The following is a 26,758-nucleotide window of genomic DNA, read 5'->3' on the forward strand; positions in this document are numbered from 1 at the left end:
GGGGCATGACCACGGCCCCCGCCCCCACCGCCCGCACCGGCGACGCCCGTCCGCGGGACGTGGCCCGCCAGGCCGTCGTCGCCGTCAGCGCCCTCGTGGCCGTCGTGGGCGCCGTCGTGGGCTCGGGCGCGCTGGGGGGGACGCCGATCGCCGAGGCCGGCGGCGGGGCGCTCTCGGCGACCGCGACGCTCGTGGCGCCGGCCGGGCCGGCGTTCGCGATCTGGTCGGTGGTCTACACCGGGCTCGTCGCGCTGGCCGTCCACCAGCTGCTGCCCGGCCGGCGCGAGGACGCCCGCCAGCGGCGCACCGGGTGGTGGGTGGCGGCCTCGCTGCTGCTGAACGCCGCGTGGATCCTCACCGTGCAGGCCGGGCAGGTGTCGGCGTCCGTCGTCGTCATCGCCGCCCTGCTGGTGGTGCTCGTCGTCGCCTTCGGGCGGCTGGTGCGCTCGCGGCCCGCCAGCCGCGTCGAGGCGCTCGTCCTCGACGGCACGATCGGGCTGTACCTGGGGTGGGTGAGCATCGCGACCGTCGCCAACACCGCCGCGGCCCTCAAGCAGGCGGGGTTGACGAGCGCCGAACCCGCCTGGGCGGTCGCCGTCCTCGCCGTCGCCGCGCTCGTCGGCGTCGTCGTCGCGCGCCTGGGCGGCGGGCGCCTCGCCTACGGCGCCGGGCTGACCTGGGGGCTGGTGTGGGTGGCCGTCGGCCGGTCGGGCGACGGGGAGTCGGCCTCCACCACCGCGGCCGTCGCCGCCGCGGTGGCCGCCGTCGTCGTGGCGGCGGCCACCGTGGCCGAGCGGCTGCGCTCGCGCTCCCTCAGCCGCGCACCGCGGCGCTGACCCGCGCCACGGCGTCGGCCAGCGGGACCTGCTCGGCCTCGCCGCTGCGGCGGTCGCGCAGCTCCACGACCCCCTCGGCCAGGCCCTTGCCGACGACGAGGAGCGTCGGGACCCCGATGAGCTCGGCGTCCTTGAACTTCACGCCCGGCGACACCTTCGGCCGGTCGTCCAGCAGCACCTCCACGCCCGAGGCCTCCAGCTCGCCGGCGATCCGCTCGGCCGTGGCGAACACCTGCGGGTCCTTGCCGGTGGCCACGACGTGCACGTCGGCCGGGGCGAGCTCGCGCGGCCACACCAGGCCGCGCTCGTCGTGGTTGCCCTCGGCGACAGCGGCCAGCGCGCGCGTGACCCCGATGCCGTAGGACCCCATCGTCACCACGACCTGCTTGCCGTTCTCGTCGAGGACCTTCAGGTCCAGCGCCTGCGCGTAGCGGCGGCCCAGGGCGAAGATGTGCCCGATCTCGATGCCGCGCGCCAGCTCCAGCGGCCCGGACCCGTCCGGCGCCGGGTCGCCGGCGCGCACCTCGGCGGCCTCCACGACGCCGTCGCCGGTGAAGTCGCGGCCGGCGACGAGGTCGAAGACGTGCTTGCCCTCCGCGTCCGCGCCCGTGATCCACCGGGTGCCGGGCACGACCCGCGGGTCCAGCAGGTAGCGGATCCCCGAGGCGCGCTCGGCGCCCAGGACGCCGGGACCGATGTAGCCCTTGACCAGCGACGGGTGCGCGGCGAAGTCCTCCGGCCCGAACGCCTCCACCTCGGCGGGCGCCAGCGACGCCTCCAGCCGCTTGGCGTCCACCTCGCGGTCGCCGGGCACGCCCACGGCCAGCGGCTCGCGCGCGCCGTCCGGGTGGTGCAGGACGACCAGGACGTTCTTCAGGGTGTCCGCGGCCGTCCACGGGCGGTCCGGGCGCGGGTGGGAGGCGTTGGCCGCGGCCACCAGCGTCTCGATCGTCGGGGTGTCCGGGGTGTCCTCCACGTGCGCGGCGGGCGCGTCGTCCCACGGCAGCGACGGCGGCACCGGCGTGGTGACGGCCTCCACGTTGGCCGCGTACCCGCCCGGGGAGCGGACGAAGGTGTCCTCCCCGATCGGCGACGGGTGCAGGAACTCCTCGCTGCGCGAGCCGCCCATCGCCCCCGAGACGGCCGAGACCACCACGAACTCCAGGCCCAGGCGCGTGAAGACGCGCACGTACGCCTCGCGGTGCTTCTCGTACGACACCTCCAGGCCCGCGTCGTCGACGTCGAAGCTGTAGGAGTCCTTCATGACGAACTCGCGCCCGCGCAGCACGCCGGCGCGCGGGCGGGCCTCGTCGCGGTACTTCGTCTGGATCTGGTAGATCGACAGCGGCAGGTCCTTGTACGAGGAGTACAGGTCCTTGACCAGCAGCGTGAACATCTCCTCGTGCGTGGGGGCGAGGAGGTAGTCGGCGCCCTTGCGGTCCTTCAGGCGGAACATGCCGTCGCCGTACTCGGTCCAGCGGCCCGTCGCCTCGTAGGGCTCGCGCGGCAGCAGCGCCGGGAAGTGGACCTCCTGGAAGCCGGCGGCGTCCATCTCCTCGCGCACGACCCGCTCGACCCGGCGCAGGACCTTCAGCCCCAGCGGCAGCCAGGTGTAGATGCCGGGCGCGGCGCGGCGCACGTACCCGGCCCGCACCAGGAGCTTGTGGCTGGCGACCTCGGCCTCGACCGGGTCCTCCCGCAGGGTCCGCAGGAACAGCGTCGACATCCGCATGAGCACCCCGGGAGCCTAACGGCGCCCCCGCGGGCCGGTCGCGGCACTTCCCCCGCGCCGGCGTTCCCGAACCGCACCCGGGCCGCGCGCCTCAGAACAGGACGGTCGCGTACGTGCCGACCTCGCGGAACCCGACGCGCCGGTAGGCCGCCAGCGCGCGGGTGTTGTAGTCGTTGACGTACAGGGAGACCTGCTCGACGCCGTCGGCGCGGGCGGCCCGCACGACGGCGGCCATGCCGGGCGCGGCCAGGCCCTCACCGCGCCGGTGCGGGGGCACCCACACGCCCTGCACCTGCACGGTCTTGGGCGCCACGGCCCCCAGCTCGGCCTTGAAGACGACCTCCGGTCCCGAGGGGCCGGGGTCGACGCGCACGAACGAGCGGCCGGTGGAGACCAGCTCGGCGACGCGGGCGCGGTAGGCGCCGCCGCCGTCGGGCGGGGCGGGCGCGTAGCCGATCTCCTCGGTGAACATGGCTACGCACGCCGGGACGACGAGGTCCAGCTCGCGCAGCGTCGAACGGCGCACCGCCGGGTCCGGCTCCACCGACGGCTCGGTGTCGCACACCATCAGCGGCTGGCGGGCGCGCACCTCGCGCACCCCCCGCCAGTGCGGGCGCAGACGCTCCCACAGGCCGAGGACCGCCTCGGCCGGGCCGACCAGCGAGGAGCAGCGCCGGCCCTGCTCGCGCGCGTGCGCCGCGAAGGCGTCCAGCGCGGCGGGCGTGGCCTCCACCGGCACGAGGTTGGCGCCGGCCCAGCACGCCGAGACGAGGACGCCGTCCTCGAACCAGCCCCACACCTGCCCGCCGAGGTCGGTGCCGGGCCGGGCGACCAGGCCCAGCAGGCGCGCGGAGACGAACAGGTTGCCCACCGGGTCCCGGTCGCACAGGCGCAGCAGGGCCGGGGCGTCGGCGCCGGTGAGGACGCGCAGCTGCCCCGGCAGGGCTCCGCGGGAGGTCGGCGCGGACGGCGTCAGGGGCACCCGGGCATCCTGTCCCCTCGCGGGGCGGCCGTCGAGGCGAGCCGCCCGGCGCGGCGCGCCCCGCTCACCGCGGGCGAGCCGCTCAGCCGACGGTGACGCTGGGGGCGCCGGCCGCGCTCTCGTCGTCCGGCTCGCCCATCTCGGCGGCCAGGCGGTTGGCCTCCTCGATGAGCGTCTCGACGATCGCGTGCTCGGGGACGGTCTTGATGACCTCGCCCTTGACGAAGATCTGCCCCTTGCCGTTGCCGGAGGCCACGCCCAGGTCGGCCTCGCGGGCCTCGCCGGGGCCGTTGACGACGCAGCCCATGACGGCCACGCGCAGGGGCACGGTCATGCCCTCCAGGCCCTCGGTGACCGCGTCGGCCAGCGAGTAGACGTCCACCTGCGCGCGCCCGCAGGAGGGGCAGGAGACGATCTCCAGCTTGCGCGGGCGCAGGTTCAGCGACTGCAGGATCTGGATGCCGACCTTGACCTCCTCCGCCGGCGGCGCCGACAGGGAGACGCGGATCGTGTCGCCGATGCCCTTGCTCAGCAGCGCGCCGAAGGCGGTCGCGGACTTGATGGTGCCCTGGAAGGCCGGACCGGCCTCGGTGACGCCCAGGTGCAGCGGCCAGTCGCCGCGCTCGGACAGCAGCTCGTAGGCGCGCACCATGACGACGGGGTCGTTGTGCTTGACGGAGATCTTGAAGTCGTGGAAGTCGTGCTCCTCGAACAGCGAGGCCTCCCACACCGCGGACTCCACCAGGGCCTCGGGGGTGGCCTTGCCGTGCTTGGCCATGATCCGCGGGTCCAGGGACCCGGCGTTGACGCCGATCCGGATCGAGACGCCGGCGTCCTTGGCGGCCTGGGCGATCTCCTTGACCTGGTCGTCGAACTTGCGGATGTTGCCCGGGTTCACGCGCACGGCCGCGCAGCCGGCCTCGATCGCGGCGAAGACGTACTTGGGCTGGAAGTGGATGTCCGCGATGACGGGGATCTGCGACTTCCGCGCGATGATCGGCAGCGCCTCGGCGTCGTCGGCGCTGGGGCACGCCACGCGCACGATGTCGCAGCCCGTCGCGGTCAGCTCCGCGATCTGCTGCAGGGTGGCGTTGATGTCCGTCGTCGGCGTCGTCGTCATCGACTGCACCGAGATCGGGGCGTCGCCGCCGACCTCGACGGTCCCCACCTTGATCTTGCGGGTCTTGCGGCGGGGTGCGAGGACGGGCGGCGGGAGGGCGGGGAGTCCGAGGCTGACGCTCACGGGGTCAAGCATCGCACCGGGCGGGCGCCGCCACGACACGCCGCCGCGCGCGCTGCGCCGCCCGCCGCGGCCCTCACCCGATCTGCACGGGCCGCACCACGTCCGCGTACAGCAGCAGCGCCGACATCCCGATGAGCAGCACCGAGACGGCGTAGGCCACGGGCATCGCCTTGGCCACGTCCACCGGCCCCGGGTCGGGCTTCCGGCGCAGGCGCGCCACGCCGCGCTTGAGGGCCTCCCACAGCGCGCCGGCGATGTGCCCGCCGTCGAAGGGCAGCAGCGGCACGAGGTTGAAGACGAACAGCGCCACGTTCAGCCCGGCCAGCAGCGTCAGCAGCCGCGAGGTGCGCTCGGCCAGCTCGTCGCCGGGGATGACCGCGGGCAGGGCGTTCAGCTCACCCGCGATGCGGCCCACCCCGACGACCCCGATCGGGCCGTCCGGGTCCCGCTCGGCGCTGCCGAAGGCGGCCTGCGCGACGTCGTACAGGCGCTGCGGCAGGCGCACCACGATCCCGGCGACGGCCTCGACCTGGTCGGCGACCAGGCCGGGGACCTCCGCGACGGGCAGGCGCGCGACGGCGAGCTGGCTGGTGATGCCCAGCATCCCCACCTGCTCCGTCCCGCCGCCGGGGGCCGCGCGCGAGGTCAGCACCGGCGTCACCCGCAGCGGCACCCGCTGCCCGTCGCGCTCGACCACCAGCGGCACCTCGCGCCCGGCGCCGACCTGGATGAGCCCGGACAGCTGCGCCCACGAGGTGACCGCGACGCCGTCGAACTCCACGACCTCGTCGCCGGGCAGGACCCCGGCGGCCGCGCCGGGCGCGAGCGGGTCGTCGGCCGCGCACTCCCCCGAGGCGTCGGTGACCGTCTGCAGGCACTGGCTGACCGCGGCCACGCGCGTCGTGGTCTGCGGCGTGCCGATGGCCGACAGCGCCAGCGCCGTCAGGACCAGCGCCAGCAGCAGGTTCATCAGCGGCCCGCCGGCCATGACGACGATCCGCTTCCACACCGGCAGCCGGTAGAAGGTGCGCCGCTCCTCCCCCGGGCCGATCTCCACGAAGCTGGCCCGGCGGGCCTCCTCGGCCATGAGGGCCCAGCGGCCGGTGCTGGAGGCGCGCAGCCGGTGCGGGTCGGCGCCCGGCGCGGGCGGGAACATGCCGATCATGCGGATGTAGCCGCCGAGCGGGATCGCCTTGACGCCGTACTCGGTCTCCCCGCGCCGGCGCGAGAACAGCGTCGGGCCGAAGCCGACCATGTACTGCGTCACCTTCACGCCGAACCGCTTGGCGGGCACCAGGTGCCCCACCTCGTGCAGCGCGATCGAGACGGCCACCCCGAGCGCGGCCACGAGCACGCCGACGACGACGAGCGGGGCGCCGCTCACGCGAGCGCCCCCGTCAGCTCGCGGGCGCGGGCGCGGGCCCACTCCTCCGCCGCGAGCACGTCCGCCACGTCGCGCGGTCCGCCGCCGGGCTCGTGCTCGCCCACCACGCGCGCGACGGTGTCGACGATGCCGAGGAACGGCAGGGCGCCGGCGTGGAAGGCGGCCACGCACTCCTCGTTGGCGGCGTTGAGGACGGCCGGCACCGTCCCGCCGCGCCGGCCGGCCTCCCGGGCCAGGTCGACGGCGGGGAACGCCTCGGCGTCCAGCGGCTCGAACTCCCAGGTGGCCGCGCGCGTCCAGTCCACGGCCGCCGCGGCGCCCGGCACGCGCTCGGGCCAGCCCAGGCCCAGCGCGATGGGCAGCTTCATGTCCGGCGGGGAGCACTGCGCCAGGGTCGAGCCGTCGGTGAACTCCACCATCGAGTGCACGACCGACTGCGGGTGCACGACGACGTCGAGGCGGTCGTAGCCGACGCCGAACAGCAGGTGCGCCTCGATGACCTCCAGGCCCTTGTTGACCAGGGTCGCCGAGTTCGTCGTGACGACCGGCCCCATCGACCAGGTGGGGTGCGCCAGGGCCTGCTGGGGCGTCACCGCGGTCAGCTCCTCGCGGCGGCGGCCGCGGAACGGCCCGCCGGAGGCGGTCAGGACGAGCCGGGCGACCTCGCCGGCCGAGCCGCCGCGCAGGCACTGCGCCAGCGCCGAGTGCTCGGAGTCCACCGGCACCACCTGCCCGGGCGCGGCGGCGCTCGTGACCAGCGGGCCGCCGGCCACGAGGGACTCCTTGTTGGCCAGCGCCAGCACCCGCCCGGCGCGCAGCGCCGCCAGGGTCGGGCCCAGGCCCACCGAGCCGGTCGTGCCGTTGAGGACGACGTCGCACGGGTGCGCGGCCAGCTCGGTGGCGGCCTCCGGGCCGGCCAGGACCTCCGGCAGCGGCTCCCCCGGCCCGGCCAGCGCGCGCAGCGCCTCCCGCAGCGGCCCGCGGGCCTCCTCGCGGGCCACGGCGACCGCGCGCACCCGGTGCTCGAGGGCCTGGCGGGCCAGCAGGCCCGTGTCCGCGCCGCCGGCGGCCAGGGCCACCACGCGGAAGCGCTCCGGGGCGGCGGCCACCACCTCCAGCGCCTGCGTGCCGATCGACCCGGTGCTGCCCAGCAGGACCACCTCGCGGGGGCCACCGGCCGCAGCTGCGGGGGTGCCCGGGGTGCTGACGGCGGGGGCGGGGTGCGGCGCGTCGCTCACCGGCCCATCCTCACAGCCCGTCCGCGCCCGCGCGGCCCGCCCCGCGTCCCGCCACGACGCCGCCGCGGTCCCGCCGCGGTCCCGCCGCGCTCCCGCCGAGGCGCCGGTGCGGTCCCGGCGCGGCACGGGGAGGGCCGGACGTCCGCCAGACTGTGGCCCGGAGCCCACCGGAAGGACGTGCCGCCCATGCCCGAGAACGCCCCGCGCCGCCGCACCGCCGGCCTGGCGGCGCCCCTCTCGCTCGCCGCGGGCCTGGCCCTGCTGCCGGTGGCACCGGCCGCCGCAGCACCCGCAGCGCCCGCGACGGCGACGCTCCTCGCCACCACCGGCGAGGCCGGGCAGGAGGCCGCGGCGGAGTACTGGACGCCCGAGCGGATGGCCGCCGCCCGCCCCGCCGACCCCGCGCCCGCGGCCGTCGCCGACCTTCAGCCGCCGGCGCCGGCCGGCGGGCCCGCGCAGGCGGCGCCGCGACCGCTGGCCGACGCGACCCCCGCCGCCGCGGACGCGGCGGTCCCGCGCCGCGGGCGGCCGCTCGCGCAGGCCGCCGCGGCCCCCGTCACCCGCGCCACCGCCTGGACCTCGGGCGGGGCGGTCGCCCAGCGGGTCGGCCGGCTGTACTTCACCCGCTCCGGTGAGGACTTCGTGTGCTCCGGCACCAGCGTGCGCGCGGCCAACGAGAGCGTCGTCATGACCGCCGGGCACTGCGTCACCTCCGGGGGCAGCCCCTCGGAGAACGTCGTCTTCGTCCCGGGCCTGCGCGGCGGCGCCGAGCCGTACGGGCGCTGGCCCGCCCGCAGCACCTTCACCACCGCCTCCTGGGCCTCGCAGGACCAGAGCGTCCCGCCGGGGCTGAACTTCGACGTCGGCTTCGCGGTCGTCGGCCCCCGCGCCGGCCGCACCCTGACCGCGACCGTCGGGGCGTTCCCCGTCGGCTTCGACGCGCCGCTGGACGGGGTGACCGTCTTCGGCTACCCGGCCGCCTCGGGCACCAGCGACGGGCGGACCCTGCAGTTCTGCCGCGGCCTGCGCTTCGCCGACCTGCGCGGCTCCACCGACGGCGCGACGAACTGCACCCTCGGCGGCGGCGCCAGCGGCGGCCCGTGGCTGTCCCGGTTCGACCCCGCCACCGGCGAGGGCACCGTCACCTCGGTGACCTCCTTCGCCTACGAGGACGACCCGACGGTCCTGTACGGGCCGCGGCTGGGCGCCGAGGCGCGCGCGGCCTTCGACGAGGCGGCCGCCGCCCGCCCCTGAGCCCCGCGACCCGCGCCCGCGCCCCGCTCCCCCGGCGGGCGCGGGCCGCGCGTACGGTCGGCCCGTGGCCCTGGACCCGCACGACCTGCCGCCGGGCGCGCTGGAGTTCCTGCGCGAGCGGCACCTGGCGACGCTGACGACGCTGCGCCCCGACGGCACCCCCCACGTGGTGGCCGTCGGGTTCACCTTCGAGGAGGGGACCGCCACCGCGCGGGTCATCACCTCCGGCCCCTCGCGCAAGGCGCGCAACGTCGCGCACGGCTCGCGGGCCGTCCTCGCGCAGGTCGACGGGCGCCGCTGGCTGGCGCTGGAGGGGCCCGCGCGGCTGCTGGACTCGCCCGAGGACGTCGCCGACGCCGAGCGCCGCTACGCCGGGCGCTACCGGGAGCCGCGGCCCAACCCGCGGCGCGTGGTGATCGCCGTCGCCGTCGACCGCGTCCTGGGGTCGGTGCCGCCGTGGGGGTGAGCGCGGGCGGTCGGTACGGTGGCCGGGCCCCGACGGCGGGGCGGCGGTGCGCGAGACGGAGGTGCGGCACGTGACGGTCCCCGTGGTCCACGTGGGCCTGGGCGGGTGGGGCGGCGACTGGGAGCGCAACGCGATCCCCCCGGTCCGGGAGGTCCGCCGCACGGCGGTGGTCGACCCGCACGAGCCGACCCTGCGCGCGGCGCAGGAGGCGCTCGAACTGCCCGACGAGGTGTGCTTCACGTCGCTGGCCGACGCGCTGGCGGCCGTGGAGTGCGAGGGCGTGCTGCTGACCACGCCCGTCGCCACCCACGTCCCCCTCGCGCTGCAGGCGCTCGAGGCGGGCCGGCACGTCCTGGTGGAGAAGCCGTTCGCCTCCACGGCCGAGGAGGCGGCCACCGCCGTGCGCCGGGCAGAGGAGCTCGGCCTCGTGCTGCAGGTGAGCCAGAACTACCGCGCCTACCCGGCGCCGCGGGCGGTGCGCCGGCTGCTGGCCGAGGGCGCGCTGGGCCGCGTCGGCGCGATCGACCTCGACTTCCGCAAGTGGGACAACGACGCCCCCGCCGACACGTACGGGCACTACCGGTTCCCGCACCCGCTGCTGCACGACATGGCGATCCACCACTTCGACGCGCTGCGGCAGGTCACCGGCCAGGAGGCCGTGCGCGTGCACGCGGTCGCGTCCAACCCGCCGTTCAGCAACTACCGCGAGCCGGCCGCCGCCGTCGTCACGGTCGAGATGGCCGACGGCGTCGTCGTCAGCTACCGCGGCAGCTGGGTCAGCCGCGGCGCCGACACCCCCTGGGGCGGGGAGTGGAACATCACCGGCGAGCTCGGCTCGATCTCCTTCGCCACCCGCTCCGGCGGCGAGGACGCCCTCGAGGGCGACGTCGTCGTGCTCCACCCGGCCGACGGGGAGCCGGACGTCGTGCCGCTGGAGCCGATGCCGGTGTGGGGGCGCTCCGCGGGCCTGCAGCAGTTCGCCGCCGCCGTGCGCGGCGGGCCGGCGCCCGACGTCACCGGCCGGGACAACCTGGGCAGCGTCGCGCTCATGGAGGCGGCGACCGAGTCGGCGCGCACCGGGCGGCCCGTGGACGTCGTCGTCCCCCGTTGAGACCGGCGCCGGCCGGTCCCCCGGGACCGGCCGGCGCCCCTCAGCGCTCGAAGGCGACCAGCAGCTCCACGACCCGGTCGAACCAGGCGTCCACGGGCGCCTCGCGGTAGCCGCGCCGCCCGCGGGCGGGGCGGAACAGCGCCGCGCGCACGTCCTCGGCGGCCAGGCGCGTCCCGCCGTCGAGGTGCTCGGCGACCAGGTCGCACAGCGCGTCCACGTCCGCGGGCCGGTAGCCGCGCCGCAGCCCGCTCGCGCGGGGGAAGCGCTCCCCGGCCGGCTCGCCCAGGCGGCCGCGGACGGCGGCCGACAGCCCGGCGGCGCGCTCGGCCCAGCGGCGCTCGTGACCGCCGGCCAGGGCGCGGTCGCGCTCGCGCAGCGCCAGGACGTCCTCCAGGCGCGCCAGGGCGTCGTCGGTGGCGGCGGTGTCGTAGCCGCCGAACTGGGCGCCGAACCCGACCGCGCGCACCTGCGCGGACGTCAGCCGCCCCGGCGCGGCGGTGCGGGCGGCGTGGTCCCAGAAGGCGTCGACGTCCTGCAACCGGTAGCCGCGGCGCAGGCGCGGCACGCGGGGCGGCCGCCCGGCCAGCAGGTCGGCGAGCGCCTCGGCGCGCGTCGTCGCGCTCACCCGGCCCCGCTCAGGACGCCGGCTCGACGGGGGCGACGGCGGCCAGCTGGCCGCACGCGCCGTCGATGTCGCTGCCGCGGGTGTCGCGCACCGTCGTGGGCACGCCCCGGGCCTCCAGCGCCGCCACGAAGGCCCGCTCGACGGCCGGGTCGCTGGCGGTCCACTTGGAGCCGGGCGTGGGGTTGAGCGGGATGGGGTTGACGTGCACCCAGCCGCGGCCGCGGGCGTTGAGCAGCTTGCCCAGCCGGTCGGCCCGCCACGCCTGGTCGTTGACGTCGCGGATGAGGGCGTACTCGATGCTGACCCGCCGCCCGGTGGCCTCGAAGTAGCGGTGGGCGGCGTCCAGCGCCTCGGCCACCTTCCAGCGGGTGTTGATCGGCACCAGCTCGTCGCGCAGCTCGTCGTCGGGCGCGTGCAGGCTCAGCGCCAGCGTCGCCGGGATCCCCTCGGCGGCGAACCGGTCGATCGCGGGCACCAGGCCCACCGTCGACATCGTCACGTGCCGCGCCGAGATGCCCAGGCCGTCGGGGGCGGGCGCCACCAGCCGGCGCAGCGCGGCCACCGCCGAGCGGTAGTTGGCCAGCGCCTCGCCCATGCCCATGAAGACGACGTTGTTGACGCGCCCGGGACCGCCGGCGACCTCGCCGCGCGCCAGGGCGCGGGCCGCGGCCGTCACCTGCTCGACGATCTCGGCGGTGGACAGGTTGCGGGTCAGCCCCGCCTGGCCGGTGGCGCAGAACGGGCAGTTCATGCCGCAGCCGGCCTGGCTGGACAGGCACAGCGTGTTGCGCCCCGGGTAGCGCATGAGCACCGACTCCACGAGGGCGCCGTCGTGCAGCCGCCACAGCGTCTTGACGGTCTTCCCGCCGTCGGCGGCCAGGGTGCGCACGGGGGTCAGCAGCGTCGGCAGCAGCGCGTCGGCGATCCGGCGCCGGCTGGCGGCCGGCAGGTCCGTCATCTCCTCGGGGTCGTCGACGAGGCGCTCGAACCAGTGGGTGGCCAGCTGCTTGCCGCGGAACGGCTTCTCGCCCAGCTCGGCCAGGGCCGGCCCGCGCTCGGCCGGCTCCAGGTCGGCGAAGTGCCGCGGCGGCTTGCCCCGGCGGGGTGCCGTCATCACGAGCGCGCCCGGACCCGCGGGGGCCAGCGGCAGCGGCTCGCGGACGGGGGCGCTCGGGGGCTGCTGGTCCAGGGCGGGGGCGTCGCTCGGCATGGTGCTCCCATGGTAAGGGCGCTGCGGACGCCACCGGGCCCCCGCGGACCCCCGCGGCCCCTCGCGGCTCAGCCGCCGATCAGCGCCAGCAGCAGCAGGTGCACGACGGGCGCGGCCGGCAGCAGCGAGTCCAGCCGGTCCATCACCCCGCCGTGGCCGGGCAGCAGCGTGCCCATGTCCTTGATGCCGAGGTCGCGCTTGAGCATCGACTCCGACAGGTCGCCCAGGGTGGCGACCGCCACGGCGACGAGCCCGAGCACGACCCCGCCCCACCAGGTGCCGCCGAGCATCAGCGGCAGCGCCACCGCACCGGCGACCGCGCCCACCACCAGCGACCCGGCGAAGCCCTCCCAGGACTTCTTCGGGCTGACCGAGGGGGCCATCGGGTGCCGGCCGAACAGCACCCCGGCCGCGAAGCCGCCGATGTCGCTGCCGACGACGAGCAGGATGAACAGCAGGACCCGCCACGGGCCGTCGGAGGCGCCGAGCATGAGGATCGCGAAGCCCGCGCACAGCGGGCCGTAGGTGGCGGTGAACACCCCGCCGGCCACGTCGCGCACGGGCGGCACCCGCACCGGCGTGCCGTGGTCGCCGCCGCCGACGACCACCCGCCACACGACGAGCGCCAGGACGGTCAGCGCGTAGCCGACGAAGAGGGTCTGCCCGCCGTCCAGGTAGGCGCCCGGCAGCATCGCCAGGGTGCCCGCCACCAGGGGCAGCGTGGGCACGCGCAGGTGGCGGGCGCGGAAGGCCCGCGCCACCTCCACCGTGCCGTAGAGGACGGCCGCGGACGCCAGGACGACGAACCCGACGGGGTGCACGAACAGGCTGAGCACGAGCACCGCGCCCATGCCCAGCCCCATGCCGATCGCGACGGGCAGGTTGCGGCCTGCCCGCCGCGCCGGGGCGGCTGCCGGGGCGTTCACACCGCCAGCAGTTCCGCTTCCTTGTTCTTCAGCAGCACGTCGACCTCGTCGACGTACCTCTTGGTCGTCGCCTCCAGCTCCTTCTCGGCACGGGCGACCTCGTCCTCGCCGGCCTCGCCGTCCTTGACGATGCGGTCGAGCTCCTCCTTGGCGCGCCGGCGCACGTTGCGCACCGACACGCGCGCGTCCTCGGCCTTGGTGCGCGCCAGCTTGATGTAGTCCTTGCGGCGCTCCTCGGTCAGCTGCGGGAGCACGACGCGGATGACCTGGCCGTCGTTGCTCGGGTTGGCGCCGAGGTCGGAGTTGCGCAGGGCCTTCTCGATCTCGCCCATCGCCGAGCGGTCGAAGGGGGTGATGAGGACCGAGCGGGCCTCGGGGATCTGGAAGGAGGCCAGCTGCTGCAGCGGCGTGGGCGCGCCGTAGTAGTCGACGAGGATCTTGTGGAACATCGCGGCGTTGGCGCGCCCGGTGCGGATGCTCCCGAAGTCCTCCTTGGCGACGTCGATCGCCTTGGTCATCTTCTCCTCGGCCTCGAGGAGGGTGTCGTCGATCACGCCTGGTCCCTTCGTCCTGCCGTGCGGTCCTGCGGCGCCCCGCCGGGGCGGACCGGGCCTCAGCCCGCGGTCACCTGCGTGCCGATCCTCTCACCCCGCAGGGCGCGCGCCACTCCCTGCCCCTCCATGCCGAAGACGACCATCGGCAGGCCGTTGTCCATGCACAGGCTGAAGGCCGTGGTGTCCACGACCCGCAGGCCGCGCTGCAGGGCGTCCGCGTAGGTGATGGTGTCGATCTTCGTGGCGGCCGGGTCCTTGCGCGGGTCGCCGGTGTAGACGCCGTCGACGCCGTTCTTGGCCATGAGCACCGCGTCGGCGCGCACCTCCAGCGCGCGCTGGGCGGCGACGGTGTCGGTGGAGAAGTACGGCAGGCCGGCCCCGGCGCCGAAGATGACGACGCGGCCCTTCTCCATGTGCCGGATGGCGCGGCGCGGGATGTACGGCTCGGCGACCTGGCCCATCGTGATGGCCGTCTGCACGCGGGTGTCGACGCCGGCCTGCTCCAGGAAGTCCTGCAGCGCCAGGCAGTTCATCACCGTGCCGAGCATGCCCATGTAGTCGGCGCGCGTGCGCTCCATGCCGCGCTGGGACAGCTCCGCGCCGCGGAAGAAGTTGCCGCCGCCGACGACGATGGCGACCTGCACGCCCTGCTTGACGGGGCCGGCGATCTCGCGGGCGACCTGGGCGATGACGTCGGGGTCCACGCCGACGGAGCCGTTGCCGAAGAACTCCCCGGACAGCTTGAGCAGGACCCGGCGGTACTTCGGCTTGGGCTCGAGGGTGCCGGCGTCCAGGTCGACGGTCAGCTCGGGCTCGGTGGTCTCCGGCACGCGGGGGCTCCTCGGGGTCGGCGCGGGGTGGGCGCGCTGCGGGCGCTGGGTGCGCTGGGTGGGCGCTGCCCGCGCGGTCGGCGCGGGGCGGGCGGTGGGCAGTGTGCCGCACCGCACCCCTCGCGGTCACGGTCGGTGACCGCCGGGGTGGGCCGTCCGGGGTGGCGGGGCACCGGGCCCGGACGCGCGGACGGGGTGGGGGGACGCGCGACCCCCCACCCCGTCGGGCGTGCTCAGGCGCCGGCGCGGAAGCGCGCGAAGGCGGTGACGTTCACCCCGGCCCCGGCGAGCAGCTTGGTGATGGTCGTCTTCGGGTCCTTGGCGAACGGCTGCTCCAGCAGGACGTTGTCCTTGAAGAAGCTGTTCACCCGGCCCTCGACGATCTTCGCCATGGCGGCCTCGGGCTTGTTCTCCTCCCGGGCGGTCTCCTCGGCGATGCGGCGCTCGCTCTCGACCGTCTCGGCGGGGACGTCCTCGCGGCGCAGGTACGTCGGGCTCATCGCGGCGGCGTGCATCGCGACGTCCTTGCCGACCTCCTCCTGGGCACCGTCCAGCGCGACGAGCACGCCGATGGTGGGGGGCAGGTCGGTGGCGGTGCGGTGCAGGTACGCCGAGACGTGCGCGCCCTCCACCCGGGCCACGCGCGGGACGAGGATCTTCTCGCCCATGGTCGCGTTGGCCTCGTCCAGCAGCTGCTGCACGGTGCGGCCGCCGAGGTCGGAGGCCAGCAGGGACTCCGCGTCGGTCGCGCCCACGGCCACCGCCTGGGCCAGCACCTGCTGGGCCAGCTGCTGGAAGCCCTCGGACTTGGCGACGAAGTCGGTCTCGCAGTTCAGCTGCACCATGACGCCGAGGCCGCCCTCGGTGTGCACGGCCACCAGGCCGTTGGAGGCGTCGCGGTCGGCGCGCTTGGCCACGCCCTTCTGGCCCTTGATGCGCAGCAGCTCGATGGCCTTCTCGACGTCGCCGTCGGACTCCACGAGGGCGTTCTTGCAGTCGAGCATGCCGGCGCCGGTCTTCTCGCGCAGCGCCTTGACGTCAGCGGCGGTGTACGCAGCCACGGTCGGTCCTTCCTGGGGGTGGGGTGTCCTGGGGACGGGCGGGGCGGCGCGGACGCGCCGACGCCCCGGGCTGCGGGCAGCCCGGGGCGTCGGCGGTCCGGACCGGGGGTCTCAGGCCTGGGTGGAGGCGCCGACGGTCTCCGACGGGGCCTCGACGGGCTGGTCGCCCGACAGCGCGACGGTCTCGGCGTCCTGACCGGTCGCGGCCTCGGCGGCGGCGGCCTCGGGCTCACCGGCGGTCGCGGCGGTCGCGGCGGACTCCGACCCGCCGGACTGCAGGTCCTCGCCACCGGCGAGCAGGTCCTGCTCCCACGCGGCCAGGGGCTCGGCGTCGGAGTCGGAGCGGCCGCCGTGGCGCACCTGCAGGCCGTCGGCGACGGCGTCGGCCATCACGCGCGTCAGCAGCGTCACGGCGCGGATGGCGTCGTCGTTGCCGGGGATCTTGTAGTCGACGTCGTCCGGGTCGCAGTTGGAGTCGAGGATCGCGACGACCGGGATGCCCAGCTTCTTCGCCTCGTCGACGGCCAGGTGCTCCTTGTTGGTGTCCACGATCCACACCGCGGAGGGCACCTTGGTCATGTCCCGGATGCCGCCGAGGGTCTTGTCCAGCTTCTCCTTCTCGCGGCGCAGCACGAGGAGCTCCTTCTTCGTGAGCCCCGAGCCGGCGACGTCGTCGAAGTCGACCTCCTCGAGCTCGCGCAGGCGCGCGATCCGCTTGGAGACGGTGGAGAAGTTGGTGAGCATGCCGCCCAGCCAGCGCTGGTTCACGAAGGGCATGCCCACGCGGCGCGCCTGCTCGGCGATGGACTCCTGGGCCTGCTTCTTCGTGCCGATGAAGAGCACCGAGCCGCCGTGGGCGACGGTCTCCTTGACGAAGTCGTAGGCGCGGTCGATGAACGACAGCGACTGCTGCAGGTCGATGATGTAGATGCCGTTGCGCTCGGTGAACAGGAAGCGCTTCATCTTGGGGTTCCAGCGGCGCGTCTGGTGCCCGAAGTGCACACCGGACTCGAGCAGCTGGCGCATCGTGACGACGGCCACGGGTGGTCCTCCTCGTGCCGGCCCCCGGACGGGGCCGATCGGTTCTCCGCCGCGGACCGGGTGGTCCGCCGCGCCTGGCCCCCCGACGGCGTCCGACCGCCGGACGGGCGGACCGAGCGGACGCGACCCCCGCGTCGCGCGGGGAGTGGGGAGCGCGGTGTCACCCCGCCCGTGGACGGCAGCCGGCGGTGCCGACGGCCACGACGCGCACGAGGTGCCCTCGTAGTCTACGGCCCGTGAGCAGCAGCCTCGACCCCGGTCGCGCCGACGCCCCCGGGGCGGTGGGCGCGGTCGCCCGGGCGGCCCGCGGGCCCGCGGTGGTGCGGCGCATGCGGGGCTTCGGGCCGACGGTGTTCGCCGAGATGACGGCGCTGGCGCTGCGCACCGGCGCGGTCAACCTCGGGCAGGGCTTCCCCGACGCCGACGGCCCGCCCTCGCTGCTGGAGGACGCCGTCGCCGCGGTGCGCGGCGGGCGCAACCAGTACCCGCCGGGCACCGGCGCGCCCGAGCTGCTGACGGCGGTCGCGGAGCACCAGCGCCGCTGGTACGGCCTCGACCTCGACCCCGGCACGCAGGTGCTCGTCACCGCCGGGGCGACCGAGGCGGTGGCCGCGGCCGTCCTCGCGCTCGTCGAGCCGGGCGAGGAGGTCGTCGTCCTCGAGCCCGCCTACGACTCCTACACGGCGGTCGTGGCCCTGGCCGGGGGCGTGCAGCGCTCCGTCCCGCTCGTGCCCGCGGGCGGCGACGTGCGGGCCGGCTTCCGCCTGGACCGGTCGGCGCTGCGGGCGGCGTTCTCGCCGCGCACCCGCCTGGTGCTGCTCAACACCCCGCACAACCCCACCGGCACCGTCCTGGACGCCGCCGACCTGGCCGAGGTGGCGCGCCTGGCGGTCGAGCACGACGCGCTGGTCCTCACCGACGAGGTCTACGAGCACCTCGTCTTCGACGGCGCCCGGCACGTGCCGCTGGCGACCCTGCCGGGGATGGCGGAGCGGACGCTGACGGCCTCCAGCGCGGGCAAGACGTTCTCGGTGACCGGCTGGAAGGTCGGCTGGATCACAGGGCCGGCGGAGCTGGTCGCGGCCGTGCGCACGGTCAAGCAGTTCCTCACCTACGTCAACGCCGGTCCCTTCCAGCCGGCCGTCGCCACCGCCCTGGCGCTGCCCGACGACTTCTTCACCGGCCTGGCGGCGGACCTGGCGCGCCGGCGCGACCTGCTCGTGGAGGGCCTGCGCGCGGCGGGCTTCGCCGTCGACGTGCCGCGCGGGACGTACTTCGCGGTCGCCGACGCCCGCCCGCTGGGCTGGGACGACGGCGTGGCCGCCTGCCGGGCGCTGCCGGAGCGCGCCGGTGTCGTCGCGGTGCCCGTGGCGGCCTTCTGCGAGCCCGGGTCGGCGGCCGCCGAGGCCGTGCGGCCGCTGGTGCGCTTCACCTTCTGCAAGTCCGACGCCGTGCTGCACGAGGCGGTGGAGCGGCTGCAGGTGCTGCGGCCGTGAGCGCGGACGGGCCCGGGGGCGCGCGGGCGGTGCTGGAGGCCGAGCGGCGCGGGGCGCTGGAGCTCGCCGCCGCGCTGGAGCGGGAGCTGGCCAGCGCCGTCGAGGCGGCCGCGGGCGCCGGCGCCGACGACGAGCACGACCCGGAGGGCTCCACCACGGCCTTCGAGCGGGCGCAGACCTCCGCCGTGCTGGAGCAGGTGCGCGCCCGGCTGGCCGCCCTGGACGCCGCGCTGGAGCGCCTCGACGGACCGGACGCCGGCACCTGCCGCACCTGCGGCGGGCCCGTGGGCGCCGAGCGGCTGGCCGTGCGGCCGTGGGCCGAGCAGTGCGTGCGCTGCGCCGGGGCGTCCCGGCGCCGCTGACGCGCCGGACCGATGAGTCCGGGCGCCGGGCGCGGTCCACAGGTCGTCCCGTCCACCACCGACCGGGGAGGACCCCGTGGCGCACACCCTGAACCCCTACCTGACCTTCCGCGGCACGGCCCGCGAGGCGCTGGACGCCTACCGCGACGTGCTCGGCGGCGAGCTGGACGTCATGACCTTCGCCGAGGGCGGCATGCCCGTCGACGTCGCCGAGGAGGCGGACTGGCTCATGCACGGCCAGCTCACGCTGCCCGACGGCAAGGTCCTCATGGCCTCCGACGCCCCCACCGGCATGCCCGCGCCGCCGATGGCCGGGTTCGCCGTGGCCCTGACCACCGCCGACGCCGACGAGGTCGACACCGTCCTGGGCTGGTACCGCCGCCTCGCCGAGGGCGGGCGCGAGGACGTCCCGCTGGCCGTGGCCCCGTGGGGCGACTGGTTCGGCCAGTGCACCGACCGCTTCGGCACGCCGTGGATGGTCGACGCGGGGCCGGTGGACGCGCAGGAGCGCCCCGCGGACCGCGAGCCGGCTCAGTCCGCGGCCACGCCGTAGGCGCGGGCCAGCCGCTCGATCCGCTCGGCCCGGCCCAGGCGGGGCAGGTCGCCGCCGTCGCGCACCACCCGCCCGCGGGCGTCGAAGTCCGCCAGGAAGCGGCGCGCCCACGCCACGTCCGCGCGGGCCGGGCTGAGCACCTCCTCGACCACCTCCACCTGGGCGGCCTCCAGGCACAGCTTGCCGGTCAGCCCCAGCTGCACCGACACCTCGCACGCCTCGCGCAGCGCGGCGCGCCCCGGGCTCGTGGTGGGCCCGTCGACGGGGCCGGGCAGGCCCGCGATGCGGCTGGCCACCACCAGCCGCGAGCGGGGGTAGGCCATCGCCGCGTCGCTGGCGCCCGTCGCCGTGTCCAGCCGGTAGTCGGCGTTGCCGAACGCCAGCCGCAGGCACCCGCGCGCCCGGGCGATCTCCACGGCCGCCTCCACGCCCAGCGCGGACTCCACGAGGGCGACGACGGGCACCTCGCCGCCGAGGCGGTCGGCCGTCTCGGTCACCTGGGTGCCCGACTCCGTCTTGCTCAGCCACACGCCCGCCAGGCCCGGCAGCCCGCGCAGGGCGTCCACGTCGCGCGAGAAGTGCTCGCTGCCGCGGCCGTTGACCCGCACCCACGCCGTGCCGCCGCCGCGCAGGTGCGCCACGACGGCCTCGCGGGCGCGGTCCTTCAGGGAGGCGTCGACGGAGTCCTCCAGGTCCAGCACGAGGGCGTCGGCGCCCGCCCGGGCGGCCGCCGCCAGGTCGCCCAGCGCCGGCACCAGCAGCCACGAGCGGGCCAGCTCCGGCGGCACCGGCCGGTGCGCGGGAGCGCCGCCCGGGGCGGGAACGGGTTCCCCGGGGGCCTCGGTGAGGAAGTCGATGGCGGCCGTGCGGAAGTGCCGCGACGTCGGGGCGTTGAAGTGGTGCCGGCCCGGCACCTCGAAGAACGAACCCTGCGGCACCGCGGCGGCCAGCCCCCGCGAGCGCTCCAGGATGCCGTCCTCGCTGCCGGTGGCGAACAGCACCGGCTGGCGCGGCGGGTCCGCCGGGTCCGGCTGCCCGGTCCCCCGCATCCCCTCCACGAGGGCCACGAGGGCGCGCAGGTCGTTGCCCGCCACCGACTCGGCCATCGTCAGGTAGGCGGCCGTGATGCGGTCGGTGACCTCCTCGCCGCGCTCGACGAAGGCGCGGGCCTGCTGCACCCGGAAGCGCTCCAGCGGCTCCCCGTCGGGGATGCCGCCCAGGACGGCGCTCAGGACGCGGTCGGGAGCCTGCACGGCGGCCTGCCAGCCGACGCGGGCGCCCAGCGAGTAGCCGACCCAGTGCGCGCGCTCGACCCCGTGGGCGTCGAGCACCGCCAGGACGTCGGCGACGAGCACGTCCATGCCGTAGGCGCCGGGGTCGTGCGGGGTGCCGCTGGCCCCGTGACCGCGCTGGTCGAGCGCGACGACCCGGAAGCCGGCGCGGGTCAGGTCGCGCGTCCACCCGGTGCGGCCGAAGTTGGCGTCGGCGCTGGAGGCGAACCCGTGCACGGCCACGACGACGGGGGCCTCCGCGGAGTCCCCCGGGCCGCCGGCGTCCGGGGCGTCGGGCTCCCAGACGTAGGTGGCCAGGGGCGTGCCGTCCGCCGCGGCGACCGTCCGGACGAGGGGATCGCTGGTGCTCACCCCGGCATCCTGGCGGACCGGGGCTCGCGCGCGGAGCGGTGGCCGGTCCGCGGGGCGCGCCGTCGGGTCCCCAGGCGCGCGCGGGGCCGGCGCTCCACAGGGTCCGGCGGGCACCCGGCGGTGGTCGCGGTGACGCACCACGCTGGACGGGTGCCCCTGCCCCGCGCCGTCCTGCCGGTCGTCGCCGCGGCCGCCCTGGCGCTCGCGCCCGTCGCCGCCGTCCCCCGCCCCGTCGCCGGGCCCGGCCCCGCTCCCGCGGCGGCCGGCCCGCCCGTCGCGGCGGCGGTGGCGCGCTGGACGTGGCCGCTGGCCGGGCCGCCGGCGGTGCTGCGCGGCTTCGAGGACGTCGGCCGCTACGAGGCGGGCCACCGCGGCGCGGACCTGGCCGCCCGGCCGGGCGAGGCGGTGCTGTCCCCGGCCGACGGGACGGTGACCTTCGCCGGCCCGGTCGCGGGCCGCGTCGTGGTCGTGGTGGCGCACCCGGGCGGCCTGCGCAGCACCCTGGAGCCGGTCGCGGCGCCCGTGCCGGCGGGCACGGCGGTGCGGGCCGGGCAGCGGGTGGCCGACGTGCCGGCGCCCGGCGCCGGGTCCGCGCACTGCCTCGTGCCGTGCCTGCACCTCGGCGCCCGCGACGGCGAGCGCTACGTGGACCCGCTGACGCTGCTGGCGCCGGCCGGGCCGCCGGTGCTGCTGCCGCCGGACGGACCGGACGGCGGTTCCAGCGGCGGTCTCGGCGGTGCTCTCAGCGGACGTCGCTGAGCTTGCCGCGCAGCTGCAGGACGGCCTTGGTGTGCATCTGGCAGATGCGGGACTCGGTGACGCCCAGGACGCGGCCGATCTCGGCCAGGGTCAGGCCCTCGTAGTAGTAGAGGGTCACGACGATCTTCTCGCGCTCGGGCAGCTGGTTGATGGCCCGCGAGAGCAGGAACTTCGTCTCCTCGCCCTCGAACGCCTGCACCGGGTCCTCGGCGCGGGTGTCCTCCAGCGTGTCGACGAGGGACAGCTTGTCGCCCTTCTCCCCCGAGACGCTGAGCAGCTCGTCGAGCGCGACGACGTTGACGTAGGAGACCTGGCTGAAGATCTGGTGCAGGTCGCCCAGGGCGATGCCCATGCGGTCGGCGACCTCTGCCTCGGTGGGCGTGCGGTGCAGCTCGCCCTCGAGGGCCGCGTAGGTGCGCTCGACCTCGCGGGCCTTGCTGCGCACCGAACGGGGGATCCAGTCGATGGCCCGCAGCTCGTCGATGATGGCGCCGCGGATGCGGGAGATGGCGTACGTCTCGAACTTGATCGCGCGCTCGATGTCGAACTTCTCGATCGCGTCGATGAGGCCGAAGATGCCGTAGGAGACGAGGTCGGCCTGCTCGATGTTGGCGGGCAGGCCCACGCCGACGCGGCCGGCGACGTACTTGACCAGCGGCGAGTAGTGCAGGATCAGCTTCTCGCGGACCACGGCGTCGCCCGTGGCCTTGAAGTGCTCCCACATCTGGCGCAGGGCCGCCTCGGCGGCCTCCTGCTCCGGGGTGGAGGGGCCCTTGCGGCTGGAGAAGCGCGCGTTGGCCTGCGGCCGGCCCGCGGGCCGCACCTCCTCGGGCGCCTCCTGCGCGGCTGCCCGCTGCGCGGCGTCCCCGGTCGCGGCCTCGCCCGTCGCGGCGGCCCCGCTCCCGGCGGCCGGGCCCGCGGCGGTCCCGCCCGCGGGGTCCTGCCGCGCGCGCGCGTCGACGACGCGGACGTCGGACGCCGTCCGCCGCCGTGCCGTCGTGGCGGCGCCCTCGCGCCCCGCTGCTGCGTCCACCGGTGCCCCCTCCCCCCGAGGCCGTCAGGCCCGGGGGTGGGCCTGACGGTGCGACCTCCGCAAGCGCTCCACGGAGACGTGCGTGTAGATCTGCGTCGATGACAGCGTAGCGTGACCGAGCAACTCCTGAACGCTACGCAGGTCAGCTCCCCCGTCGAGCATGTGCGTCGCGGCGGCGTGCCGCAGGCCGTGCGGGGAGGTCACCGGGGTCCCCGGCAGCGCCGGGAGCAGGTCGCCGAGCACCTCGCGCAGCCGGCGCTGGTCGACCCGCCGCCCGCGCCGGCCCAGCAGCAGCGCGTCCCCGGACTCCCCCGTCGCCAGCTCCGGGCGCCCGGCGAGCAGCCAGGCGCGCACGGCGTCGGCGGCCGGCACCCCGAAGGGCACGACCCGCTGGCGCCCGCCCTTGCCGAGCACCTGCAGCGTGCGCCGGTCGAGGTCGACGTCGCCCACGTCGGCGCCGACGAGCTCGGCCACGCGGCAGCCGGTGGCGTACAGCAGCTCCAGCGCCGCGACGTCGCGCAGGCGCACGGGGTCGGGGCGGCCGCGCGTCGCGGGTCCCCCGGCGGCTCCCGGTGCTCGCCGTCCCCCGTCCGGACCGCCCGGAGCACCCGCGCCCGGAGCACCCGCGGCCGGAGCACCCGCGGCCGGAGCACCCGCGGCCGGACCGTCCGCCGCGGTGTCCGCCGGGCCGTCCGCCGGGCCGTCCGCCGGGCCGTCCGCCGGGCCGTCAGCGGGATCGTCCGCCGGGTCGTCCGCGGGCCCGTCCGCAGCCCGGCGGGCGGCGTCGAGCAAGTCGACGACCTGCCCGGCGCCGAGCACGTGCGGCAGCGGCCGGTCGCGGCGCGGGACCTGCAGGCGCGCGCCGGCGTCCTCGCGCGCGCGGCCGGTGCGCGCGGCCCACGCGGTGAAGGCGCGCGCCGCCACGGCTCGCCGCGCCAGGGTGGAGCGGGCCCGCTGACCGGCCGCCCCGGCCAGCCACGCCCGCAGGTCCGCCAGGGTCAGCACGTCCAGGTCGGCCGGCTCGTCCCCCACCGCGGGCAGGACCAGGTCGAGCAGGTCGGCCGCGTCGCGGCGGTAGGCGCGCACGGTGTGCGGGCTGCGCCCGCGCTCGGCCCGCAGGTGGGTCGCGAACGCGTCCAGCACCTCCTCGACCGTCTCCCGCGCCCGCCCGCCGCTCACCCCGGGCACGCTGCCCGCCCGCGCCGGCCGCGGCGAGCACCGACACGCCCGCGTCCCCGGTGGGCCGGGGTCAGGGCCGCCGGGCCAGCCGCCACCCGCCCTCGTCGCGCGCCGCCAGCCCGGCCAGCTCCAGGCGCCCCAGGGCGGCCCGCACCGACCCCTCGTCCAGGCCGGCGTCGCGCACCAGGCGCCCGGTGGTGGCGGCCCCGCGCAGCGGCAGGCTCTCGGCGACCCGCAGCTCGTCGGCGCTGAGGCCGTCGAAGAAGCGCACCTCCTGCGGCGGCGGCGCGGCGTGCACCTCGCCGACGCGCCCCAGGAGCTCGGCGACCTCGTCCGGGCCGGTCACGCACACGGCGCCGCGCTCGCGCAGCAGGCGGTGGCAGCCGGCCGAGGCCGGGGAGGTCACCGGGCCGGGCACCGCGCCGACGGGGCGCAGGAGCCGCTCGGCGCGGTCGGCGGTGGACAGCGCCCCCGAGCGCCACGTGGCCTCCACGACGACCGTGCCGCCGGTCAGGGCGGCGATGAGGCGGTTGCGCTCCAGGAAGCGCCACCGGGTGGGCGTGCTCCCGGGCGGCACCTCGCTCAGCACCGCGCCCTCGCGGGCCAGCCGGGCCAGCAGCGCGGCGTTGCCCGAGGGGTAGCTGCGGTCCACGCCGCAGGCCAGGACGGCCACGCTGGCACCCCCGACGGCCAGCGCCGCCCGGTGCGCGGCCGCGTCGATCCCGTAGGCGCCGCCGCTGACGACCGCCCAGCCGCGGTCGGCCAGCCCCGCGGCCAGCTCGGCGGTGACGTGCTCGCCGTAGCCGGTGGCCGCGCGCGAGCCGACGAGCGCGGCGCTGCGGGCCGCGACGGCGTCCAGCCGCAGCGGCCCGCGCACCCACAGGCAGGCCGGCACGCCGAGCGGGCGCCCGTCGCCGGCCGCCGCGTGCGCCAGGTCGTCCAGGGTCGCCGGCCACTCCTCGTCGCCGGGGACGACCAGGCGCGCCCCGACCGCCCGGGCGGTGGCCAGGTCGGCCACGGGGTCGACGTCCTGCAGCCGCGAGCGCCAGCGGGCCGGTCCCCGCCCGGTGACCACGGCCTCCAGCGCGAGCGCCGCCCCGACCTCGCCGACGAGGGCCGCGGCGGCCGCGTCCCCCGGTTCGGCCAGGCGGCTCCACGCCGCGCGGGCCAGCCGCTCGTCGTCCATCGCCGGGCGCAGCCCGGGCGGGACCGAGCGGCCCACCGCCCGGGACGTCGCACCGGTCACCGCACCGGTCACCGTGCCGTCCACCGAGCCGCTCAGCGCGCCGCTCACCGGGCGCTCCCCGCGGCCGGGGCGTCCAGGCCGCGCAGGACGGCCGCGCGGCCCACGTCGTCGCGGTCGGGCACCGTCGCGCCGCGCAGGTCGGCCACCGTCCAGGCCACCCGCAGCACGCGGTCCAGCCCGCGCAGGCTGAGGACCCCGCGCTCCAGGGCGCGGTCGAGGTCGGCCGTGACGGCCGGCGGCAGCCGCAGCGGGCCGCGCAGCAGCGGCCCCCGCAGCTCGCCGTTGGTGCGCAGGCCGTGCGGGCGCAGCCGCTCGGCGGCCGCGGCCCGGGCGGCGCGCACCCGCGCGGCGACGACGGCCGTCGGCTCCCCCGGCAGCGCGTCGGCGACCTGCGCGCGGGTGACGGCGTGCACGGTGACGCGCACGTCGACCCGGTCCAGCAGCGGCCCGGACAGGCGGGTCGCGTAGCGGCGCCGGGCGGCCGGGGTGCAGGTGCAGTCCAGGCCGCGGCCGGTGGCCCGCCCGCACGGGCAGGGGTTGGCGGCCAGCACGAGCTGGAAGCGCGCCGGGTAGCGGGCGGCGCCGCGGGCGCGGTGCAGCACGAGCTCACCGGACTCCAGCGGCTGGCGCAGCGACTCCAGGACCCGCGCGTCGAACTCGGGGGCCTCGTCGAGGAAGAGGACGCCGCGGTGGGCGCGCGAGACGGCGCCCGGGCGCGGCACGCCGGTGCCGCCGCCCACCACGGAGGCCACGGAGGCGGTGTGGTGGGGATCCTCGAACGGCGGGCGCGTCACGAGGGCGGCGCGCCGGCCGCGCAGGGCCCCGGCCACCGAGTGCACGGCCGTCACCTCCAGGGCCTCCTCCTCGTCGAGGTCGGGCAGCAGCCCCGGCAGCCGCGCCGCCAGCATCGTCTTGCCGGCCCCGGGCGGGCCCGTCATCAGCAGGTGGTGGGCGCCGGCCGCCGCGACCTCCAGGGCCGCGCGGGCGTCGGCCTGGCCGACGACGTCGGCCAGGTCCGGTACCGGGGAGGCGGGCGGCGGGCCGACCGGGTCCGCGAGCTCCAGCGGGTCGGGCAGGTCGGGCGCCCCGGGCGGCGGGTCGCCGCGGTAGTCCGCCACGAGCTCGGCCAGCCGGTGCACCCCGCGCACCGACACCCCGGGCACGAGCTCGGCCTCGGCGACGGCGTCGGCCGGGACCACGACGCGGCGGACTCCGGCCCGCGCCGCGGCCAGCACGGCCGGCAGCACCCCGTCGACGGCGCGCACGCTGCCGTCCAGCCCCAGCTCGCCGAGGTGGGCCACTCCCTCGACCGCCTCCGGCGGGACGACGCCCGCGGCGGTCAGCAGCGCCACCGCCACCGCCAGGTCGAAGCCGGAGCCGGACTTGGGCAGCGTGGCCGGGGACAGGTTGACCACGATGCGCCGCGGCGGCAGCCCGAACCCGGCGTTGGCCGTGGCCGCGCGCACGCGGTCCTTGGCCTCGTGCAGGGACGCGTCGGGAAGGCCCACCACGACGAACGCGGGCAGGCCCGCGGAGATGTCGGCCTCCACCCGCACCAGGTGCCCGTCCAGGCCGACCAGGCCGACGGCCAGCGCACGCGCCAGCGCCATCACGCCACCCCGCGCAGGTGCTCGACGACGGCGGCCCCGCGGGCGGGGACGGTCACGCCGACGACGTCCAGGCGCACGTGCGGCGGGCGGACGTCCTCGTGCTCGGCCAGCCACCGCGCGGCCAGCCGCCGCAGCCGCGCCAGCTTGGCCGCGGTGACGGCCTCCAGCGGCGAGCCGGTGGCCAGGCTGCGCCGCGTCTTGACCTCGCAGACGACGAGGTCGTCCCCGTCGCGGGCGACGACGTCGATCTCGCCCAGCCGGCACCGCCAGTTGCGGTCCAGCACCGTCATCCCGGCCCCGGTCAGCCAGCGGACCGCGACCCTCTCCCCGTACGCCCCGACCGCGTCCTGCGCGCGCACCGGCACCACCTCCGCGCAGCACCGT

General features: G+C 77.3%; 26 protein-coding genes and 1 pseudogene. 8 read left to right on the forward strand and 19 right to left on the reverse strand.

The window, feature by feature from the left end:
• Positions 1-5: 5 nt before the first annotated feature.
• On the forward strand, positions 6-836 hold the full coding sequence (locus AB8M62_RS01905; RefSeq protein ID WP_369052884.1) for a TspO-related membrane protein: 831 nt from the start codon (positions 6-8) through the stop codon (positions 834-836).
• Here the strand turns inward: AB8M62_RS01905 and AB8M62_RS01910 are convergent.
• From AB8M62_RS01910 to dxr, 5 genes are all read right to left on the reverse strand, one after another.
• A complete protein-coding gene (locus AB8M62_RS01910; RefSeq protein ID WP_369068475.1) occupies positions 814-2,574 on the reverse strand; it encodes a proline--tRNA ligase in 1,761 nt (586 codons plus the stop codon). The genes AB8M62_RS01905 and AB8M62_RS01910 overlap by 23 nt on opposite strands.
• 85 nt (positions 2,575-2,659) lie before the next feature.
• Positions 2,660-3,550: a GNAT family N-acetyltransferase gene (locus AB8M62_RS01915; RefSeq protein ID WP_373694827.1), complete on the reverse strand. Its 891-nt coding sequence runs from the start codon at positions 3,548-3,550 to the stop codon at positions 2,660-2,662.
• A gap of 82 nt (positions 3,551-3,632) precedes the next feature.
• On the reverse strand, positions 3,633-4,793 hold the full coding sequence (gene ispG, locus AB8M62_RS01920) for a flavodoxin-dependent (E)-4-hydroxy-3-methylbut-2-enyl-diphosphate synthase (protein WP_369068476.1): 1,161 nt from the start codon (positions 4,791-4,793) through the stop codon (positions 3,633-3,635).
• Between the two features lie 73 nt (positions 4,794-4,866).
• The gene (locus tag AB8M62_RS01925) at positions 4,867-6,177 is read right to left on the reverse strand and encodes a M50 family metallopeptidase (RefSeq protein ID WP_369052881.1); all 1,311 of its coding nucleotides are present in this window, start codon (positions 6,175-6,177) and stop codon (positions 4,867-4,869) included.
• Positions 6,174-7,415, reverse strand: a complete 1,242-nt coding sequence (gene dxr, locus AB8M62_RS01930; protein ID WP_369068478.1) for a 1-deoxy-D-xylulose-5-phosphate reductoisomerase — start codon at positions 7,413-7,415, stop codon at positions 6,174-6,176. The genes AB8M62_RS01925 and dxr overlap by 4 nt, the downstream gene beginning before the upstream one ends.
• 186 nt (positions 7,416-7,601) lie before the next feature.
• Here dxr and AB8M62_RS01935 point away from each other — a divergent pair, with 186 nt between their 5' ends.
• The 3 genes from AB8M62_RS01935 (at position 7,602) to AB8M62_RS01945 (ending at position 10,246) form a co-directional block, all read left to right on the forward strand.
• The gene (locus AB8M62_RS01935; RefSeq protein ID WP_369052878.1) at positions 7,602-8,669 is read left to right on the forward strand and encodes a trypsin-like serine peptidase; all 1,068 of its coding nucleotides are present in this window, start codon (positions 7,602-7,604) and stop codon (positions 8,667-8,669) included.
• Positions 8,670-8,733: 64 nt separating this feature from the next.
• On the forward strand, positions 8,734-9,135 hold the full coding sequence (locus tag AB8M62_RS01940) for a PPOX class F420-dependent oxidoreductase (RefSeq protein ID WP_369052877.1): 402 nt from the start codon (positions 8,734-8,736) through the stop codon (positions 9,133-9,135).
• A gap of 70 nt (positions 9,136-9,205) precedes the next feature.
• Complete coding sequence (locus AB8M62_RS01945; protein WP_369068479.1) at positions 9,206-10,246, forward strand: Gfo/Idh/MocA family protein; 1,041 nt, start codon at positions 9,206-9,208, stop codon at positions 10,244-10,246.
• Positions 10,247-10,286: 40 nt separating this feature from the next.
• On the opposite strand, the gene AB8M62_RS01950 is transcribed toward AB8M62_RS01945, so the two are convergent.
• From AB8M62_RS01950 to rpsB, 7 genes are all read right to left on the reverse strand, one after another.
• Positions 10,287-10,871: a DivIVA domain-containing protein gene (locus AB8M62_RS01950; RefSeq protein ID WP_369052874.1), complete on the reverse strand. Its 585-nt coding sequence runs from the start codon at positions 10,869-10,871 to the stop codon at positions 10,287-10,289.
• Between the two features lie 10 nt (positions 10,872-10,881).
• On the reverse strand, positions 10,882-12,081 hold the full coding sequence (gene rlmN, locus AB8M62_RS01955; protein WP_373694828.1) for a dual-specificity RNA methyltransferase RlmN: 1,200 nt from the start codon (positions 12,079-12,081) through the stop codon (positions 10,882-10,884).
• A 68-nt stretch (positions 12,082-12,149) separates the two neighbouring features.
• Positions 12,150-13,007 carry a phosphatidate cytidylyltransferase gene (locus tag AB8M62_RS01960; protein ID WP_369052873.1) on the reverse strand — a complete coding sequence of 286 codons (858 nt, stop codon included), beginning with the start codon at positions 13,005-13,007 and terminating at the stop codon, positions 12,150-12,152.
• The gene (frr, locus tag AB8M62_RS01965; RefSeq protein WP_369068481.1) at positions 13,004-13,561 is read right to left on the reverse strand and encodes a ribosome recycling factor; all 558 of its coding nucleotides are present in this window, start codon (positions 13,559-13,561) and stop codon (positions 13,004-13,006) included. The genes AB8M62_RS01960 and frr overlap by 4 nt, the downstream gene beginning before the upstream one ends.
• 59 nt (positions 13,562-13,620) lie before the next feature.
• The gene (gene pyrH, locus AB8M62_RS01970) at positions 13,621-14,367 is read right to left on the reverse strand and encodes a UMP kinase (protein ID WP_369053031.1); all 747 of its coding nucleotides are present in this window, start codon (positions 14,365-14,367) and stop codon (positions 13,621-13,623) included.
• Positions 14,368-14,624: 257 nt separating this feature from the next.
• The gene (gene tsf / locus AB8M62_RS01975; protein WP_369052871.1) at positions 14,625-15,452 is read right to left on the reverse strand and encodes a translation elongation factor Ts; all 828 of its coding nucleotides are present in this window, start codon (positions 15,450-15,452) and stop codon (positions 14,625-14,627) included.
• Between the two features lie 111 nt (positions 15,453-15,563).
• Entirely contained in the window at positions 15,564-16,493 is a 930-nt protein-coding gene (gene rpsB / locus AB8M62_RS01980) for a 30S ribosomal protein S2 (protein ID WP_369068482.1), read from the reverse strand.
• A 236-nt stretch (positions 16,494-16,729) separates the two neighbouring features.
• On the opposite strand from rpsB, the gene AB8M62_RS01985 reads away from it, so the two are divergent.
• From AB8M62_RS01985 to AB8M62_RS01995, 3 genes are all read left to right on the forward strand, one after another.
• The gene (locus AB8M62_RS01985; protein ID WP_373694829.1) at positions 16,730-17,989 is read left to right on the forward strand and encodes a pyridoxal phosphate-dependent aminotransferase; all 1,260 of its coding nucleotides are present in this window, start codon (positions 16,730-16,732) and stop codon (positions 17,987-17,989) included.
• On the forward strand, positions 17,986-18,351 hold the full coding sequence (locus AB8M62_RS01990) for a TraR/DksA C4-type zinc finger protein (protein ID WP_369068483.1): 366 nt from the start codon (positions 17,986-17,988) through the stop codon (positions 18,349-18,351). The genes AB8M62_RS01985 and AB8M62_RS01990 overlap by 4 nt, the downstream gene beginning before the upstream one ends.
• 76 nt (positions 18,352-18,427) lie before the next feature.
• On the forward strand, positions 18,428-18,904 hold the full coding sequence (locus AB8M62_RS01995; RefSeq protein ID WP_369068484.1) for a VOC family protein: 477 nt from the start codon (positions 18,428-18,430) through the stop codon (positions 18,902-18,904).
• Here AB8M62_RS01995 and AB8M62_RS02000 read toward each other — a convergent pair.
• Positions 18,883-19,692, reverse strand: coding sequence for an HpcH/HpaI aldolase/citrate lyase family protein (locus AB8M62_RS02000; protein WP_369068546.1), 810 nt, complete (start codon positions 19,690-19,692; stop codon positions 18,883-18,885). The two genes, AB8M62_RS01995 and AB8M62_RS02000, sit on opposite strands and share 22 nt — an antisense overlap.
• 111 nt (positions 19,693-19,803) lie before the next feature.
• Positions 19,804-20,688, reverse strand: a pseudogene (locus AB8M62_RS02005) (alpha/beta fold hydrolase); the annotation flags it as partial.
• A gap of 9 nt (positions 20,689-20,697) precedes the next feature.
• Here AB8M62_RS02005 and AB8M62_RS02010 point away from each other — a divergent pair.
• A complete protein-coding gene (locus tag AB8M62_RS02010) occupies positions 20,698-21,306 on the forward strand; it encodes a murein hydrolase activator EnvC family protein (protein ID WP_369068485.1) in 609 nt (202 codons plus the stop codon).
• On the opposite strand, the gene whiG is transcribed toward AB8M62_RS02010, so the two are convergent.
• The 5 genes from whiG to AB8M62_RS02035 all read right to left on the reverse strand — a co-directional run bounded on the left by whiG (position 21,290) and on the right by AB8M62_RS02035 (position 26,733).
• Positions 21,290-22,129 (reverse strand): RNA polymerase sigma factor WhiG, encoded by an 840-nt coding sequence (gene whiG / locus AB8M62_RS02015; RefSeq protein ID WP_373694837.1) that lies wholly within the window; start codon positions 22,127-22,129, stop codon positions 21,290-21,292. The two genes, AB8M62_RS02010 and whiG, sit on opposite strands and share 17 nt — an antisense overlap.
• A gap of 234 nt (positions 22,130-22,363) precedes the next feature.
• The gene (locus AB8M62_RS02020) at positions 22,364-23,518 is read right to left on the reverse strand and encodes a tyrosine-type recombinase/integrase (RefSeq protein WP_369068487.1); all 1,155 of its coding nucleotides are present in this window, start codon (positions 23,516-23,518) and stop codon (positions 22,364-22,366) included.
• A 70-nt stretch (positions 23,519-23,588) separates the two neighbouring features.
• Positions 23,589-24,812: a DNA-processing protein DprA gene (dprA, locus tag AB8M62_RS02025; protein WP_369052864.1), complete on the reverse strand. Its 1,224-nt coding sequence runs from the start codon at positions 24,810-24,812 to the stop codon at positions 23,589-23,591.
• Complete coding sequence (locus tag AB8M62_RS02030) at positions 24,809-26,374, reverse strand: YifB family Mg chelatase-like AAA ATPase (protein WP_369068488.1); 1,566 nt, start codon at positions 26,372-26,374, stop codon at positions 24,809-24,811. Before AB8M62_RS02030 ends, dprA begins: the two co-directional genes overlap by 4 nt.
• Positions 26,374-26,733: a YraN family protein gene (locus AB8M62_RS02035; RefSeq protein ID WP_369052862.1), complete on the reverse strand. Its 360-nt coding sequence runs from the start codon at positions 26,731-26,733 to the stop codon at positions 26,374-26,376. Before AB8M62_RS02035 ends, AB8M62_RS02030 begins: the two co-directional genes overlap by 1 nt.
• Positions 26,734-26,758 lie beyond the last annotated feature (25 nt).

Source organism: Kineococcus terrestris, from assembly GCF_041020755.1.
Classification (GTDB): domain Bacteria; phylum Actinomycetota; class Actinomycetes; order Actinomycetales; family Kineococcaceae; genus Kineococcus; species Kineococcus terrestris.

What these genes read in the sequence shown, in the direction of transcription:
- AB8M62_RS02030 (WP_369068488.1), bottom strand. Translation starts at nt 26,374, where the DNA reads ATGGCGCTGGCGCGTGCGCTGGCCGTCGGCCTGGTCGGCCTGGACGGG.
- rlmN (WP_373694828.1), bottom strand. Translation starts at nt 12,081, where the DNA reads ATGCCGAGCGACGCCCCCGCCCTGGACCAGCAGCCCCCGAGCGCCCCC.
- AB8M62_RS01935 (WP_369052878.1), top strand. Translation starts at nt 7,602, where the DNA reads ATGCCCGAGAACGCCCCGCGCCGCCGCACCGCCGGCCTGGCGGCGCCC.
- AB8M62_RS01905 (WP_369052884.1), top strand. Translation starts at nt 6, where the DNA reads ATGACCACGGCCCCCGCCCCCACCGCCCGCACCGGCGACGCCCGTCCG.